Consider the following 14,785-nt stretch of genomic DNA (forward strand, 5'->3'; position numbering starts at 1 on the left):
AGTGGTTCCTTTCGGGGAGGGTTGGAGCGATCAGCTGGGCGCGTGGGAAGACAAGACAGCGCCCGTGCCCGGCAGTTTTCCGATGCGCTGTAACAAAAAACATGATTTATTCAGTAAACAATGCCGGGAGTCGCGGCATAGGCGGGGTCAGACTCTTCAATCAACCGGGTAGCCAGCTCGATGAGTTCCACGGGTTGAAAGGGTTTGACGAGATAGGCCTTGGCCCCGCTGTCCAAGCCGGCCTGGATGTCCGACTGCGCGGAGGCCGACGAAAGCATGACCACCGGGATGGCCTGCAACTGGGGGTCTGCGCGCATGACCTCACAGGCGGTCAGGCCCGAAACGCCTGGCATGCGCACATCCATCAGCACCAGATCAGGTCGATGCTCACGGGCCATGGCCAGCCCTTCTTCACCGTCAGCGGCCTCCAGCACCTGAAAGCCCATATATTCGAGCGTCATGCGGATAAGACGGCGAATGCCCGCGGTATCTTCAACTGAAAGAATTGTTTTTTTCATGTCTTTAAATGAATTTAAACATTTAAAGCAACTTTACTGAAAATTCTGTTTTTAGTGTTGTTTCGATCTGGTTTTAAGACTTAATCTTTTCTATCGAAGCACTAGATCAATAGCTTTTATGTTCATCTTTTCAAAAATCGTGGGCTGGTTCACGCAGCCACTAACCTGGTTGCTGCTGGGCTTGGCGCTGGCGTGGCTTGTCTCCGCAAAGCGACCTGTGCTGGCGCGACGTGCGCTGGGGTTTGCAGGGCTTCTCCTGGCACTGATCGGCTGGCAGCCCTTGCCCGAGCTGTTGATACGGAACCTGGAATCCCGCTACCCGGAAATCGCTCCAGCAGCCGACTTGTCCGCGTACGCAGGGGTGGTGGTGCTGGGTGGCGGCACGGCGGCCGGGCGCTTGCAGCAAAGCCACTCGCAACCGCTGATCAACGATGGCGGGGAGCGCTTGGCGGTGTCTGCGGCGCTGGCATTGCGACACCCGGCTTTGCCCTTGGTCTATACCGGTGGTGAAGGAGATCCGGCGGGCGGTGGCCCCAGTGAAGCAGCGCGTGCCCGGCAGTTTTATGAGAGCTTCCGTATCCCTGCCGCACAGGTGCGTTACGAGGCAGAGTCCCGCAATACCTATGAAAACGCCGTGCTCACGGCCAAGTTGCCCGGAGTGAACCCGCAAGACCGCTGGCTGCTCATGACCTCAGCTTGGCATATGCCTCGCTCCATGGCCACATTTGAAAAAGCAGGTTGGAATGTCACTGCGTACCCGGTGGACTACCGCGCCGAAGACGTGACGGTGTGGACCCGCTATTCGCTGTTGGGCGGTGTCTCTGACTGGCAGCTGGTGCTCAATGAGCTGGTCGGGCTGGCGGCTTACCGCCTCACAGGCCGGTTGTAGATCCGCGAGGTTTAAGCCGGGATGACCTTGCGCGCCAGCACCTGATCGATGCGGCGGCCTTCCAGCGTCACCACTTCATAGGTCCACTCGCCCACCACAATCTGCGCGCCGGGCTGCGGTAACTGACCACTGACGGCCATCAATAAGCCTGCCAGGGTGTTGTAGCGGCCACGCTCTTCGTCAGGCAATTCGTCCTCAATGTCCAAGCGGACTTTGAGCTCTCCCACCGGCATCAGACCATCGAGCAACCATTGGCCATCCTGTTGCAGGGTGGCCCATGCCTGTTCCTGCGCATCCGGCTGCAGCTCGCCGGTAATGGCTTCCAGCAGGTCATGCGGGGTCATCAAACCTTGCACCACACCGTACTCGTCCACCACAAACACCATGCGCGCCGACTTGACGCGGAACTGCTCAATCAGCTCCATGCCGGTCAGCGTTTCAGGTACGAATACCGCTTGCTCCGCCAAGGAGTCCACGGTGCCGCTGTACCCGGCGCCCATGGCCAAAAGGCGCGACACACTGACTACACCCACCACGTTGTCCAACGAGCCGCGGCACACGGGGTACCAGGAGTGACCATGATCGTCACGGGTGTCACCCGCCAGCTCCAACGCCTGCTGGACGCTGAGGTTGGCTTCCATCCAGTCGATATCCACACGCGGCAGCATCATGCTGGTCAGGGGCCGGTCGTCGAGGTGGAACACATTGCGCACCATCTGGTGCTCGTGCTCTTCAATGATGCCGGCGTCCACGCCTTCTTCCAGGCTGGCCGAGATTTCCTCTTCAGTCACCGCCCGGTTGTCGGTGGCGTTCAGGCGCAGTAAGCGCAAGGTGGCCTGCGTGGCGTACGCCAGCAGTTTCACAAAAGGCTTGGCGCCGGTGGCGACCCACGTCATGGGAATGGCCAGCGCACGCGCCACAGTCTCAGGATATAGCTGCCCGATGCGCTTGGGTACCAGTTCGCCGAACAGGATGGTGATGAAGGTAATGCCGGTCACCACCAATGCGGTGGCAGACACCTCAGCCACACGCTGTGACATGGTGAAGTGGTGAGACAACCACTGCGCAACCCCGTCACTGAACGCGGCCTCACCCACAATGCCGTTGAGCATGCCGATGGAGGTAATGCCCACCTGCACCACGGACAAAAACTGCGTCGGGTTGTCCAGCAGGGCCAAGGCTGCCTTAGCCCCCTTGTCTCCGGTCTCGACCATGGTTTGCAGCCTGACCTTGCGGCTGGCCGTCAGCGCCAGTTCCGACATGGCGAACACGCCGTTCAACAGGGTAAGGACAAGAATGAGCAGGAAATCCATGAAAGCCAAGCGAGAATCGAGACCATGGCAATGTACCTTATCGGTGATCTCCAGGGCTGCGACAGCGCACTGGAACAACTCACCCGACTGATCGACTTCTCGCCCAGCCGCGACACCCTGTACCTGCTGGGCGACCTGGTGAACCGTGGCCCCGAGTCGGCGGACGTGTTGCGCCGCCTGATGCGCTACGGCGCCTCAGCCCGGTGCCTGCTGGGTAACCACGACCTGCATCTGTTGGCCGTGAGCTACGGCGTGCGCAAACCCGGAAAGAAAGACACCCTAAGCGATTTGCTGCAGGCCGACGACGCCCCTGCCCTGCTGCACTGGCTGCATCACCAGAAGCTGGCTCTGCTGGAGAAAGTGGGGGATACAGAGCTATTAATGGTCCATGCCGGCGTTCTACCTGCGTGGACAGCTACCAAAACCATAGCACTCGCCACAGAAGTGGAATCCGCCCTTCAAGGTCCGGATGCCTCAGGCTTCTTTCACCAGATGTACGGCAATGGCCCTGACACCTGGGATGACGGCTTGCAAGGTGCAGGGAGACTGCGGGTGATCGTCAACGCGCTCACACGCCTGCGCTACTGCACGCCCGAGGGCACCATGGAGTTCGCCCATTCGGGAGGGCTAACAGAGGCGCCTGAGGGCTATGTGCCCTGGTTCGATACGCCGAACCGCCAAACCGCAGGCGATGTAGTGGCCTTCGGCCATTGGTCCACGCTGGGCTGGTTGAACCGCCCTGATGCCTTTGCATTGGACAGTGGTTGCGTGTGGGGTGGATGCCTCAGTGCACTGCGTGTCGCACCCGCTGTATCGGGCGGGCTGGACACCGAGTTGCTGCAAGTGAAGTGCGCCCAGTCCCAGGCTCCCGGGGACTGAGCACGAAACTTCCGGTCAGGCGGACTTGAACAGTGCCGCGACTTTGCGCTTGGGCTTGATGTTGGCAGAAATGCCGCGGCTGGAAGGTTTGGCCGCAGACTCCCAGGAGGGAGCCGGTGCTTCAGCCGCAGGGGCGCTGGGCTCGTAGGGCTTGTCAAAGAACGGATCACGCGGCGCAGGAGCGGGACGACCGTATTCGCGGGGTGCGCGGGTGCGGTATGCGTCATCGCGCTCATTGCTATGGCTGCGGCCACGGCCTTCACCGCGACTGTCTCCACGGCCTTCGCTGCGGGGACCCCGGGCTGGCTCGCCGTTCTCGGCGTACATGCGGCGCCCATCATTGATGCGGCCTTGGCTGCGGATGTCCGGACGGTCTTCGTCAAACTCCACGGCTTCCAGCTCGATCTTGGTCTTGATCAGCTTCTCGATATCCGCTACCAAGCGCGCATCGTTGCCGCCACCGACAAAGCTCACCGCCAGGCCGGAGGCGCCGGCACGGCCGGTACGGCCGATGCGGTGCACATAGTCTTCTGCGTTGAACGGAATGTCCATATTGAACACGGCGGGCACGTCCTTGATGTCCAGTCCTCGGGCGGCCACATCGGTACAGACCAGCAAGTCCACTTCGCCTTTTTTGAAGGCTTCCAGCGCTTTCAGGCGCTCGTCCTGGCTCTTGTCGCCGTGCAGGGCCGCGGCGCGCAGACCGTCGCGCTCGAGGGCGCGCGTCAGGCGGGCGCAACCGAGTTTGCTGTTTACAAACACAAAGGCTTGCTTGATGTCTTTGCTGCGCACGATCTGCAAAAGGGCGTGGCGCTTGTCGTCGTCGTTGACGCGGTAGAAATGCTGCTCCACGGTGGAAGCTGTTGCGTTGGAGCGCGCCACTTCAATCGTGATCGGGTTTTGCAGGTAGCTGTTCGCCAGTCGCTTGATTTCGGGCGAGAAGGTCGCAGAGAACAGCAAGGTGGTACGCGTCTTGGGCAGGTAGCTCAGGATGCGTTGCAGGTCCGGCAAGAAGCCGATGTCCAGCATGCGGTCGGCTTCGTCCAGTACCACGTACTCGACCTGGTTCAACACCGCGTTCTTGGCTTCGATGTGGTCCAGCAAACGGCCGGGGGTCGCCACCAGCACTTCCACACCGGCTTTGAGCTCCAGGGTCTGGGGCTTCATGTCCATGCCACCAAACACCACCGCGCTGCGCAGGTTGGTGTACTTGGCGTACAGCTTGACCTGCTGAGCCACCTGGTCAGCCAGCTCGCGGGTTGGCAATAGCACCAAAGCGCGTACGGGGTGGCGGGCGGGAGAGGTGGAAGCGTTTTCGTGCTTCATCAAGCGCTGCAGCAAAGGCAGTGCGAATGCGGCAGTTTTGCCGGTACCGGTCTGGGCAGCGCCCATCACGTCTTTCCCGGTAAGCACGACGGGGATGGCCTGCGCCTGAATAGGCGTCATGGTGGTGTAGCCCATTTCCGCCACTGCGCGGGCGAGAGGATTGGCCAGCTGCAGCTGGGCAAAAGCCATGGTGGGCGTGTCCGCGGTGAGCTCGTTGGAGGTCACGGGAGTGGGAGTCAATTCAGTGATCAAATCGGTAAGGCATAGCCATAAAGAGTGCTATCCATCCGATAGCGGGTCGCCCAAAGGAAGTCAGGGCAAACCCCGATTATCCTCTAGTTCCCGATTTCCAACACGCACACCCGTGGAGTGTGGGGGCTAGATAGATCGGCTGGAAAACGTGTCACAGCCCTTGACGCTGCCGGTTTTCAGGCCCTTGTCGAACCAGCGCTGGCGTTGCGCGCTGCTGCCGTGGGTAAAGCTCTCCGGTACTACGGCACGCCCTGCGCCGCGCTGCAAAGCGTCGTCACCGATTCTGGCGGCCGCATTCATGGCCTCCGCCACATCGCCCTCTTCCAAGAGCTGGCGGGCGTTGTTGGCGTGGTGCGCCCAGACACCGGCAAAACAGTCGGCCTGCAGCTCCAGGCGCACGCTCAATGCGTTGCCTTCGGCTTCACTGGCGCGGCCACGGGCTTCCTGCACCTTGGCACTGATGCCCAACAGGTTTTGTACGTGGTGGCCGACCTCATGGGCGATCACATAAGCCTGTGCAAAGTCACCCGGCGCGCCCAATTGTTTTTGCAGGGTCTCGTAAAAACCGAGGTCGATATAGACCTTTTGATCCGCAGGGCAATAAAAGGGCCCCATGGCGCTCTGGCCCTGGCCGCAAGCGGTGGGCGTGGATCCGCGGAAAAGCACCAGCTTGGGATTGCGGTAAGTGCCGCCGCCTTTGGAGAACACCTCACCCCACACATCTTCCGTATCCGCCAGCACGGTGGACACAAATTTGGCCATCTTGTCATCGGCCGGCGGGCGTTGGGCGGGTGCCTGCTGCACCTGTGCCGTGGGCGCTTCGCCGCTCAAGGCACTCAAAATCGTCAAGGGGTTGATACCCAGCACCCATCCGCCCAGCAAGGCGATCACGATGGTGCCCACCCCCAAGCGGCCGCTCAGCAGTGCGCCCAAGGGGCCGAGCCCACCACCGCCGCCACGGATGCCCCCGCCACCGCCATTGCGGCGGTCTTCCACGTTATCGGACTCGCGGTTGCCTTCCCATTTCATGTTCTGTCTTTCGCCCGCAGTGGTTAACGGTTTGTTGTGGAGGTTTCAATGAACTGCGCCAGCTCAGCAGACCATTCCGCTGACTCGGGTTGCAAGGCTTGCAGGGACTCGATCTCGACACCGGCATCAGCCAGCATCTTTTCGGAAGCGGCGTTCACGCGCTCCTGGTGTGCTTTTTTGTCCAGGTACACCACCCGCTTGATGCCGACCTGGATGATGGACTGCACGCACCGCGGGCAGGGGTATTGGGTCGCATAAATGGTGGAGCCATGCAGCGGCAAGGACGTGCAGTTCAGGATGGCGTTCTGCTCGGCGTGCACGATGTAGCTGTGCCGGGAATTCAGCGGGTCGCTGTCGTCGTCCTGCCAGTAATGCTCGTCGTGGTCATCACAGCCACGCGGCAGGCCGTTGTAGCCCACGCCGGAAATCTTGTTGTCCGGGCCGACGATGCACGCGCCATTGCGCTTGCGGGCGTCTTTGGAACGGGCTGCGGCCAGAAGCGCCACGCCCATGAACATGGAATGCCAGTGAATCAGAGAGTCGTTTTTCATAGCAAGCAGTGGTTTTGGGCAGTCTAGCATCCGGCGCTCAACGCTTCGCCAAGGGTGCGCTGTTGAACAGACGGGTCCGGGCGCCGGCGCTACGGTGCGTCATATGCGCGTCGGAACCCTACTCCTCCCCTTCCTGGTGCTGTGCAACGGGTGTACCGCCATGCTGCCGAGTGCGCAAACCGACTCCAGCACCTTCACGAGCTTTGACGAAGCGCGCTTGGCGGTGGAAGTGCTGGTGCCCATGCAGAGCAACTGGCACCTGATTGAAGTGGGAAACCTCAACCCCGCCAACCACCCCAACGCGACGCACCTGACGCAGGCAGACATCGTGCGCAAGTTCTTTGTGCCCAACACCATGCTGACCCGGGACGACCTGGACCCCGGCGTCCTGACCTGTGTCGCCGCAAGGGGCAACTGCAGGGGCATCGAGTTGATCATCTCCAAGATCACCAAGTCACGCACCGGAGGCTTTTTCAAGGATGTAACCAACTTCAGCCGCCGGACTGAGACCACGGGCTGGCGCTTCAGTGCCACCATCCTGATGGTGGACGACCTGGTCGTCTACCGCGCCTGGGGCGGCCAACCGTGGGTGAATGAGCTGGAGGTCACCCACAACCCGCTGGGGCCGCTGCAGGACATGAACTTCTCAGGGATTGTGAAACCCTGAGGCGAGCGCACCCAGAAGCTAATGTGTTGCTCAGGCTTGGCTGAGAGCCAAGCTGCTGCGCCGCTCCAGCATGACCGAGGCTGCGAACACAAACAAACCGAAGAATGACAACACCGCGCCCACATAGCCGGTGGCGGCGTAGCCGTAACCAAAGGCAATCACCAAGCCGCCCAGCCAGGCACCCAACGCGTTGGCCACATTGAATGCGGAGTGCAAAGAAGCTGCGGCCAGCGTCTGGCCATCGGCAGCCACATCCATCAAGCGGGTTTGGATGGCCGGGCCGGCGGCGAAAGTGCAGCCGATCAAAAACGTGCAGGTGCACAGCATCCAGGGTGAACCTGCTGTCAGGCTGAACAAGCTCATCACCACGATGTTGAACACCAGCATGACGCCTATGGTGCCCATCAAGGCAATGTCTGCCAACTTGGAACCGACCACATTGCCCACATTCATGCCCACACCGAACAAAGCCATGATCACCGGAATCATGCCCGCGGGCATGTGTGCCACCTCGGTAGCGGTCCCGGCGATATACGAAAAGATGGAGAACATGCCGCCGAAACCGGTTGCCGCCAAGGTGAGGGTCAGCAAGACTTGGGGATGGGTGAACGCCACCAGCTCACGCATGACACCCGCGCCCTCGGTGGGCTTGTCGCGCGGCAGATAAAGCCAGATGAGTGTGACGGTGAGCGCGCCGATCGCACCCACCGAAAGGAACAGCACCCGCCAGTTCAACGATTGCCCGAAAAACGCCATCACCGGCGTGCCCAGGAGAGTCGCGACGGTGAGGCCCATCATCACGTAGCCCACCGCCTGTGCGCGCATCTGCACTGGCACTAGCGAGGCAGCCACCAGCGCCGAAACGCCGAAGTACGCACCGTGCGGTAGCCCTGTCAGAAACCGCAGCACCGTAAAGCTCAGGAAATCCGGCGCCAATGCACTGGCCAGATTGCCCACGGTGAACACCGACATCAGAATCAGCAACAGCGAACGGCGCGACGCCTTGGCGCCGGCAATCGCAATCAGCGGCGCCCCCACCACCACACCCAAGGCGTAAGCGCTGATGACATAACCCGCCTGCGGCGTGCTGACCTGAAACGTGGCGGCCACATCCGGCAGCAAACCCATGATGGCGAATTCACCCGTACCTATACCGAAGCCTCCGCAAGCCAGTGCGAGGATGACCAATACCACCTGAAACCGTGTCAACGGGGTGGCGTCTTCTTTTGAATGCATGAATTCCTTGAAACAGTGCGAAGTGCAGGAGCGCAGTCGCTACAAAAACAGGAGCTACTCGCGCAACATCCACGGGGGCCAGAGGCCTAAATGGCTTGAGAAATCACCGTTTTCTCGATCAGACGGTCGTCGCCCAACACGATCAGGCTGAACAGCAATTCGTCGAGGTTGGAGGCCAGCGCCGTTTTGCGGGCCAGGAGCGGCGTGGCCTGGAGGTTGAGGACCACAAAGTCGGCCTCGCAACCGGGCAGCAAGTTGCCTACCGCAGGCCCACCATTCGCGCCGTCCAGCCCCAAGGCGCCTGCGGCACCCGCAGTGTGTTGCCACCATAGGTGCTGGGGCGAGAGCGACAGGCCGGGCTTGGTCTGGCCTTCGCGGCCTACGTAATACGCAGCCAGCATGGTGTGGAAGGGGCTGAACGATGTGCCACCGCCCACATCGCTGGCGAGGCCGTATTGGTAACCCACGCGGTCAGCACCTTCGTAGTCGAAAAAGCCGCTGCCCAAGAACAGGTTGCTGGTCGGGCTGATGGCCGCGGCCGCGCCGGTGTCGCGCATCAAGGCGCGGTCGTCGTCATCGAAATGAATGCAGTGGGCGTAGATGGCGCGTTCACGCATCAGGCCGAAATCGTCGTAGGTCGCGAGGTAGGAGCGGGACGCAGGGAACAGCTCGCGCGCCCAGGTGATTTCGTCTTTGTTCTCGGCCACATGGCTTTGAATCCATACGTCACCGTATTGCTTGGCCAACTCGCCCGCGCCGCGCAACTGGGCATCGGTACTGGTGGGCGCAAAGCGCGGTGTGATCGCGTAGCCCAGGCGGTCCACGCCGTGCCAGCGCTGGATCAGCGACTCGGTATCGCGCAGGCTTTGCTCGGTGCCGCTCACACTCCCCTGCCCCTGATTCACCAGGTAGTCCGGCGCATGGCGGTCCATCAGCACCAGCCCGGTGATCAGGCGCATGTGTCGTGCTTGCGCCTCGGTGAACAAAGCGTTCACCGACTCCGGGTGCGAAGTGGCAAAGGTGAGCGCGGTGGTCACGCCATTGCGCAGCAGCTCTGCTATAAAAAACGTAGCTGCTTGCGCACTGTGGTCGGGCGCGGAGAAGCGATTTTCTGCAGGGAAGGTGTAGTTCTCCAGCCAGGGCAACAAGCCGCTGGCGGGCGAACCGATCACGTCGATCTGCGGGTAGTGGATGTGCAGGTCGATGAATCCCGGCGCGATGATGCGCCCGGGAAAATGCTGTACCGGCACCTGCGGGTACTGCTTGGATACGGTGCTGTACGCACCGATGGCCTGCACCACCTGCCGCCCCTGTGCATCAGGACCGACGACCAGCAGGCCATCCTGCTCATACAGGGCGCGGGCCACGCCCTCGCTGCGGGGGGCAAACCAGAGAAGAGAGGCGCGGTAGGCGATCATGGTGGTGAGCTTCAAAGACGCAGGAAGTGGCGTAGCAGCAATGTCTGTACCAAGTGCTGACAATCAATGGGCGCGCAGCGTGCAGCTGTCGCCGATGCCGTCGCGCCAGACGCGCACTTGCGACAAGCCCGGAAATTCAGCAGCCATGGCGCGCCAAATGAAAGCAGCCAGATTCTCCAGCGTTCCGGGGCCCAAGCCTTCCACTTCGTCCAGCAAGTGATGGTCCAGCTGAGGTCGCAGCACCTGAATGGCGGTACGCAAATGACCCAGGTCCACCACCATGCCGGTGTCCGCGTCAGCACTGCCGGCCACCGTCACTTCGGCGTGGTAGGTGTGGCCGTGGATGCGGCGGCTTCCGGCGATCTCTTCAGCGTCATCCACCGTGCGCTTCAAGGTGTGGGCGGCGTCAAAGAAGAACTTCTGGCTGACCTCGCAGCTGCGGGGAAGCGGGATGGCGGGTGCTTGGGTCATCGGATACCTGTGATCTTGTGGGTTTGCAGGGAGAGGCGCCACGCCGGGCGTTGCATGCACTGGGTGATGCAGGTCTCGGTGTTGGCCGCGCGCTGCGGGCTGTCCATGGGCTGCAGGTAGCGGTGCTTGAAGTCTGCCGCCTCGCACTCCTCCAGGGTGATGCCGGCCTGTGGCCACACCAGCTTGAGTTCGTGGCCCTGGCGCTGAATCCACTGCGAGCCGGCTTTGGGGCTCACGCAAATCCAGTCGATACCTTCCGGCGCCAACACGGTGCCGTTGGTTTCCACCGCGATCTGGAAGCCCAATGCATGCAGCGCGGCTATCAGTGCGGTGTCCACCTGCAGCAGCGGTTCGCCGCCGGTCATCACCACAAAGCGGTGGGCTGTGTCGCCAGCCGGCCACTGCGCCGCAATGCGCTCGGCCAGCGCCTGCGCGGTGCTGAACTTGCCGCCCAGCGTGCCGTCGGTGCCCACAAAGTCGGTATCACAAAATCGGCAGACGGCGGTCGCGCGGTCCTGCTCCCGGCCGGACCACAGGTTGCAACCCGCAAAGCGGCAGAACACGGCGGGGCGCCCTGCGTGCGAGCCTTCGCCCTGCAGGGTGTAGAAAATTTCTTTGACTTGGTATGCCATGGCCGTTACGCGACCACAGCGAATGAGCGGGAGAAACAACAAGCGGCCACAGGCGTGGCGGCGAGGTTTTTGTACATGGTAGTCCTCTACATGGCTCCGGAACACAAAAGGCAAGGCCCGCCGGAGCAGCGGGCCTTGGGGTGGATTTTACCGTGCGGCCCTGCAATCGGTATACAGCGCCGCAGATACTATCTATTTGATAGCTGCCCGCGCAGACAGAGCGGGCGCTAGAGGCCTATTTGACACTCAAACGCCGCCCTGGGGCGGTCCAGAGTGCTTGGCGGGTGCTTAGCGAAAGGTTTCAAACACCTCATCCAAGCGCTGCACGTATTTCTGGCGCAGGGATGCGTCGATAAAGCTGGCATCAAAGCTGTTGCGTGCCAGCGCATACGCGTGCCGGGCACTCAGGCCTAGCGCGGCAAAGGTCTGGGTGAAGTTTTCGTTCAGGTAGCCGCCGAAGTACGCCGGGTCGTCGGAATTGACAGTAGCCATGATGCCGGCGTCCAGCATCGTGCCGATGTTGTGCTGAGACAATGTAGGGAACACGCGCAGCTTCAGGTTGGACAAGGGGCAGACGGTGAGCGGCATCTTGTCAGCGGCCAGGCGCTGCATCAGGGCTGCGTCGTGGATGGCTTGCACGCCGTGGTCGATTCGCTCGACCTTGAGCACATCCAGCGCGCTCCAGATGTAGGCGGGGGACGCCTCTTCACCTGCGTGCGCCACCAGCCGGAAGCCCAACTCGCGGGCGCGGGCGTAGACCTTGGCAAACTTCTCGGGCGGGTGCCCCACTTCGCTCGATGCCAAGCCAATGCCCACAATCCTGTCGCGCAGCGGTAGTGCCTGCTCCAGGCATTCAAAGGCTTCCTCTTCGCTCAGATGGCGCAGGAAGCACAAAATCAACGAGGCGGTCATGCCGAATTTGGCGGGTGCATCCGCACACGCGCGGTACAGGCCGTTGATCACCGTCTCGGCGCTCAAGCCGTGGCCGGTGTGTGTTTGGGTGTCGAAGAAAACTTCAGCGTGCAGTACGTTGTCTACTTGCGCCTTGGCCAGGTACGCGCAGGTCATATCGTAGAAATCCTGCTCGGTCTTCAGCACCATGGTGCCCTCGTGGTAGATGTCCAAAAACTCTTGCAAGTTGTTGAACACATAGGCATCGCGCAGCGCCTGTTCGCTGGGGAAGCGCAGCGGCACCTGGTTGCGTTTGGCCAGTGCGAACATCAGCTCGGGCTCCAGCGAGCCCTCGATGTGCATGTGCAGCTCAGCTTTGGGCATGGCACGCAATAGGGCGGGCATGCGATCGGCGGCGACGGTGGGTACGTTGGGGCGGGTGCGCATCAGCAGACTCCAAAAGTGATTGTTTCTTGCTTCAAAAAGCGGCGGTAGGCGGACGAAGCTTTGTCCGCCGTGGTGTGTACTTCGGCGCGCACATCCAAAGGCAGGCGGCGCGGCCGTTGGGATTCGAGCACCGGCTTGTCCTGCATGAAGATGGTGTGTTGAAAATCCTGCAGCTTGTTGTCAGGCGAATCAAAGTCCGCCATGGCCAAGCGGAACCAGACACGGCTGGTTTCGGGTGTTGTCGGACAGATGAACAAAGCGATGGACTCGCGGAAGCCCTGCAGCGCCACACTGGCAGCATCCGGCACCTTGGTTAACACAGCGGTATACGGGGCGACGACTTCGTAGGTGTATTCCACCTGTGCAGGGGCGGTGGAGTGCACATTGCTTTGAGGCTGCCACGCCCGGCATTGGGTGGCCAACAGCCCTGTGGGGGTAAGTTCCACACAGTAATCATCAATAGCGGTGGCTTCGCGCATTCCCAACCAGCCTTCGTGCACAAAGCCGAAGTGCGCCATGTCCAAAAAGTTTTCGACAATGCGCGGCGCGCTGGTCGCCACGTCATAGGGGCCGCACAGTACTTTGCGCAACTGCGTATCGGACTCTGCAACAAACGCCGGCAATGGCACTCCAGCCTCGGGCTGCAACTGCACCCAGAGCAGGCCATAGGCCTCCACCACTGGATGGGTGCGCGCCGCATGGCTCGCAGGGGGCACAAAGCTCGGTACCGCAGGCACATGCACGCACTGGCCTCCTGCTTCAAACTGCCAGCCGTGGTACGGGCACTCGAGCCGGCCTGCACAAACACGCCCGAGGGAGAGTTTTGCTCCACGGTGCGGACACTGGTCCGCCCACGCATGTGCCGAACCCGTGGCATCGCGCCAGAGTACCAGCTCCTGCTCCAGCAAGGTGATTGCCAGGGGTGCATCGGTCAGGCTGGTGCTGGCCATCACAGGGAGCCAGAGTGAGTGTTCTTTCAAAGGTCTGCTTTCCAGTCTCATGCCATGTGCACGCTGCACATGAACAAAAAAGGGCCGCACTGGGCGGCCCTTTCAATTACCGGGTCACCATTACTTGGCGCCGGGAACCTTGCCTTCCACGCCCTTGACGTAGAAGTTCACGCCGGAGAGGAACTTGTCGTCAGCGGTTTCGCCTTCCTTCAAGACATCCTTGCCGGTGTTGTCCTTCAGAGGACCTTTCCAGATGGCGAAGCTGCCATCGGCCAAGCCCTTCTTGACTTCTTCAACCTTGGCCTTGGTTTCGGCGGGCACGTCTTCAGCGATGGAAACGATATCGATCGCGCCATCCTTCACGCCCAACCAAGAACCAGTGCCGCCCTTCCAGGAACCATCCAGCGCGGCCTTGGTCGCGGAGATGTAGTAAGGACCCCAGTTGATCACGGCAGAAGCCAAGTGGGCCTTGGGGCCGTAGGCTGTCATGTCGGAATCCCAACCGAAGGCGCGCTTGCCCTTGGCTTCTGCAGTCTTCAAGACAGCAGGAGAGTCGGTGTTCTGGAACAGAACGTCAGCACCACCATTGATCAGGGAGGTAGCGGCTTCGGTTTCTTTTGGTGGGTCAAACCAGCCGTTCACCCACACCACCTTGGTCTTGACCTTGGGGTTGCTGCTTTGGGCGCCCAATGTGAAGCTGTTGATGTTGCGGATCACTTCAGGAATTGGGATGGAAGCCACCACGCCCAGCGTGCCGGTCTTGGTCATCTTGCCTGCGATCACGCCAGCCATGTACGCGCCTTCGTAGGTGCGGCTGTCGTAAGTGCGCATGTTCTCGGCTTGCTTGTAGCCGGTGGCGTGTTCAAACTTCACGTCCTTGAACTCGGGCGCCACTTTGAGCATGGGCTCCATATAACCGAAGGTTGTGCCGAAAATCAGCTTGTTGCCGCTGCTGGCCATTTCGCGGATTACACGCTCAGCGTCAGCAGACTCAGGCACGTTTTCCACGAAAGAGGTGACGATCTTGTCGCCGAATTCTTTTTCGAGGGCTTTGCGGCCGTTGTCGTGTGCAAAGGTCCAGCCGCCGTCGCCCACAGGACCGACGTAGGCAAACGCGATTTTCAGGGGTTCTGCCTTGGGAGCAGGCGCAGAGGCTGCGGGAGCCGGTGCGGGCGCAGGAGCCGGCTCTTCCTTCTTGCCGCAGCCGACAAGTGCTGCACCAGCAACGGCCGTGAGGGCCGCTACCTTCAGCAAGGAACGTTTTTGCAAATCTGTCATGTCACTTCCTTATAAAAAAACGAGGGTTGGAAACGAAA

General features: G+C 61.1%; 15 protein-coding genes. 3 read left to right on the top strand and 12 right to left on the bottom strand.

Translation table 11 applies throughout. From position 1 onward, the window contains the following. Window positions 1-110 precede the first annotated feature (110 nt). Complete coding sequence (locus AEP_RS07185; RefSeq protein ID WP_087494753.1) at window positions 111-518, bottom strand: response regulator transcription factor; 408 nt, start codon at window positions 516-518, stop codon at window positions 111-113. A gap of 118 nt (window positions 519-636) precedes the next feature. Here AEP_RS07185 and AEP_RS07190 point away from each other — a divergent pair, with 118 nt between their 5' ends. Further along, a complete protein-coding gene (locus AEP_RS07190; RefSeq protein ID WP_087494754.1) occupies window positions 637-1,407 on the top strand; it encodes a YdcF family protein in 771 nt (256 codons plus the stop codon). An 11-nt stretch (window positions 1,408-1,418) separates the two neighbouring features. Here the strand turns inward: AEP_RS07190 and AEP_RS07195 are convergent, their stop codons facing one another. Next, window positions 1,419-2,720 (bottom strand): hemolysin family protein, encoded by a 1,302-nt coding sequence (locus AEP_RS07195; protein ID WP_087494755.1) that lies wholly within the window; start codon window positions 2,718-2,720, stop codon window positions 1,419-1,421. Window positions 2,721-2,744: 24 nt separating this feature from the next. Between AEP_RS07195 and AEP_RS07200 the strand changes: the two genes are divergently transcribed. Further along, a complete protein-coding gene (locus tag AEP_RS07200; protein ID WP_087494756.1) occupies window positions 2,745-3,599 on the top strand; it encodes a symmetrical bis(5'-nucleosyl)-tetraphosphatase in 855 nt (284 codons plus the stop codon). A gap of 15 nt (window positions 3,600-3,614) precedes the next feature. Here the strand turns inward: AEP_RS07200 and AEP_RS07205 are convergent, their stop codons facing one another. The 3 genes from AEP_RS07205 to AEP_RS07215 all read right to left on the bottom strand — a co-directional run bounded on the left by AEP_RS07205 (window position 3,615) and on the right by AEP_RS07215 (window position 6,757). After that, entirely contained in the window at window positions 3,615-5,114 is a 1,500-nt protein-coding gene (locus tag AEP_RS07205) for a DEAD/DEAH box helicase (protein WP_087497231.1), read from the bottom strand. A 189-nt stretch (window positions 5,115-5,303) separates the two neighbouring features. Beyond that, a complete protein-coding gene (gene ypfJ, locus AEP_RS07210; RefSeq protein WP_087494757.1) occupies window positions 5,304-6,206 on the bottom strand; it encodes a KPN_02809 family neutral zinc metallopeptidase in 903 nt (300 codons plus the stop codon). Between the two features lie 23 nt (window positions 6,207-6,229). Next, entirely contained in the window at window positions 6,230-6,757 is a 528-nt protein-coding gene (locus AEP_RS07215; RefSeq protein WP_087497232.1) for a deoxycytidylate deaminase, read from the bottom strand. Window positions 6,758-6,860: 103 nt separating this feature from the next. Here AEP_RS07215 and AEP_RS07220 point away from each other — a divergent pair, with 103 nt between their 5' ends. Beyond that, on the top strand, window positions 6,861-7,424 hold the full coding sequence (locus tag AEP_RS07220) for a hypothetical protein (protein ID WP_157673075.1): 564 nt from the start codon (window positions 6,861-6,863) through the stop codon (window positions 7,422-7,424). A gap of 30 nt (window positions 7,425-7,454) precedes the next feature. Here the strand turns inward: AEP_RS07220 and AEP_RS07225 are convergent, their stop codons facing one another. The 7 genes from AEP_RS07225 to AEP_RS07255 all read right to left on the bottom strand — a co-directional run bounded on the left by AEP_RS07225 (window position 7,455) and on the right by AEP_RS07255 (window position 14,747). Continuing rightward, window positions 7,455-8,660, bottom strand: coding sequence for an MFS transporter (locus AEP_RS07225; RefSeq protein WP_087494759.1), 1,206 nt, complete (start codon window positions 8,658-8,660; stop codon window positions 7,455-7,457). A gap of 86 nt (window positions 8,661-8,746) precedes the next feature. Then, window positions 8,747-10,078 (bottom strand): guanine deaminase, encoded by a 1,332-nt coding sequence (gene guaD / locus AEP_RS07230; protein ID WP_087494760.1) that lies wholly within the window; start codon window positions 10,076-10,078, stop codon window positions 8,747-8,749. Between the two features lie 63 nt (window positions 10,079-10,141). Beyond that, window positions 10,142-10,549: a 6-carboxytetrahydropterin synthase gene (locus AEP_RS07235; RefSeq protein ID WP_087494761.1), complete on the bottom strand. Its 408-nt coding sequence runs from the start codon at window positions 10,547-10,549 to the stop codon at window positions 10,142-10,144. After that, window positions 10,546-11,181: a 7-carboxy-7-deazaguanine synthase gene (queE, locus tag AEP_RS07240; RefSeq protein ID WP_087494762.1), complete on the bottom strand. Its 636-nt coding sequence runs from the start codon at window positions 11,179-11,181 to the stop codon at window positions 10,546-10,548. Before queE ends, AEP_RS07235 begins: the two co-directional genes overlap by 4 nt. A gap of 288 nt (window positions 11,182-11,469) precedes the next feature. Beyond that, window positions 11,470-12,519: an adenosine deaminase gene (locus tag AEP_RS07245; protein ID WP_087494763.1), complete on the bottom strand. Its 1,050-nt coding sequence runs from the start codon at window positions 12,517-12,519 to the stop codon at window positions 11,470-11,472. Next, a complete protein-coding gene (locus AEP_RS07250; protein ID WP_442873356.1) occupies window positions 12,519-13,499 on the bottom strand; it encodes an aromatic ring-hydroxylating dioxygenase subunit alpha in 981 nt (326 codons plus the stop codon). Before AEP_RS07250 ends, AEP_RS07245 begins: the two co-directional genes overlap by 1 nt. Before the next feature lie 90 nt (window positions 13,500-13,589). Beyond that, window positions 13,590-14,747: a BMP family ABC transporter substrate-binding protein gene (locus AEP_RS07255; RefSeq protein WP_087494765.1), complete on the bottom strand. Its 1,158-nt coding sequence runs from the start codon at window positions 14,745-14,747 to the stop codon at window positions 13,590-13,592. Window positions 14,748-14,785: the final 38 nt, after the last annotated feature.

Origin of the sequence: Curvibacter sp. AEP1-3 (assembly GCF_002163715.1) — a bacterium.
Classification (GTDB): domain Bacteria; phylum Pseudomonadota; class Gammaproteobacteria; order Burkholderiales; family Burkholderiaceae_C; genus Allorhodoferax.

Coding starts and splice junctions, on each gene's coding strand:
- AEP_RS07185 (WP_087494753.1), bottom strand. CDS start 518: ATGAAAAAAACAATTCTTTCAGTTGAAGATACCGCGGGCATTCGCCGT.
- AEP_RS07190 (WP_087494754.1), top strand. CDS start 637: ATGTTCATCTTTTCAAAAATCGTGGGCTGGTTCACGCAGCCACTAACC.
- AEP_RS07195 (WP_087494755.1), bottom strand. CDS start 2,720: ATGGATTTCCTGCTCATTCTTGTCCTTACCCTGTTGAACGGCGTGTTC.
- AEP_RS07200 (WP_087494756.1), top strand. CDS start 2,745: ATGGCAATGTACCTTATCGGTGATCTCCAGGGCTGCGACAGCGCACTG.
- AEP_RS07205 (WP_087497231.1), bottom strand. CDS start 5,114: ATGGCTTTTGCCCAGCTGCAGCTGGCCAATCCTCTCGCCCGCGCAGTG.
- ypfJ (WP_087494757.1), bottom strand. CDS start 6,206: ATGAAATGGGAAGGCAACCGCGAGTCCGATAACGTGGAAGACCGCCGC.
- AEP_RS07215 (WP_087497232.1), bottom strand. CDS start 6,757: ATGAAAAACGACTCTCTGATTCACTGGCATTCCATGTTCATGGGCGTG.
- AEP_RS07220 (WP_157673075.1), top strand. CDS start 6,861: ATGCGCGTCGGAACCCTACTCCTCCCCTTCCTGGTGCTGTGCAACGGG.
- AEP_RS07225 (WP_087494759.1), bottom strand. CDS start 8,660: ATGCATTCAAAAGAAGACGCCACCCCGTTGACACGGTTTCAGGTGGTA.
- guaD (WP_087494760.1), bottom strand. CDS start 10,078: ATGATCGCCTACCGCGCCTCTCTTCTCTGGTTTGCCCCCCGCAGCGAG.
- AEP_RS07235 (WP_087494761.1), bottom strand. CDS start 10,549: ATGACCCAAGCACCCGCCATCCCGCTTCCCCGCAGCTGCGAGGTCAGC.
- queE (WP_087494762.1), bottom strand. CDS start 11,181: ATGGCATACCAAGTCAAAGAAATTTTCTACACCCTGCAGGGCGAAGGC.
- AEP_RS07245 (WP_087494763.1), bottom strand. CDS start 12,519: ATGCGCACCCGCCCCAACGTACCCACCGTCGCCGCCGATCGCATGCCC.
- AEP_RS07255 (WP_087494765.1), bottom strand. CDS start 14,747: ATGACAGATTTGCAAAAACGTTCCTTGCTGAAGGTAGCGGCCCTCACG.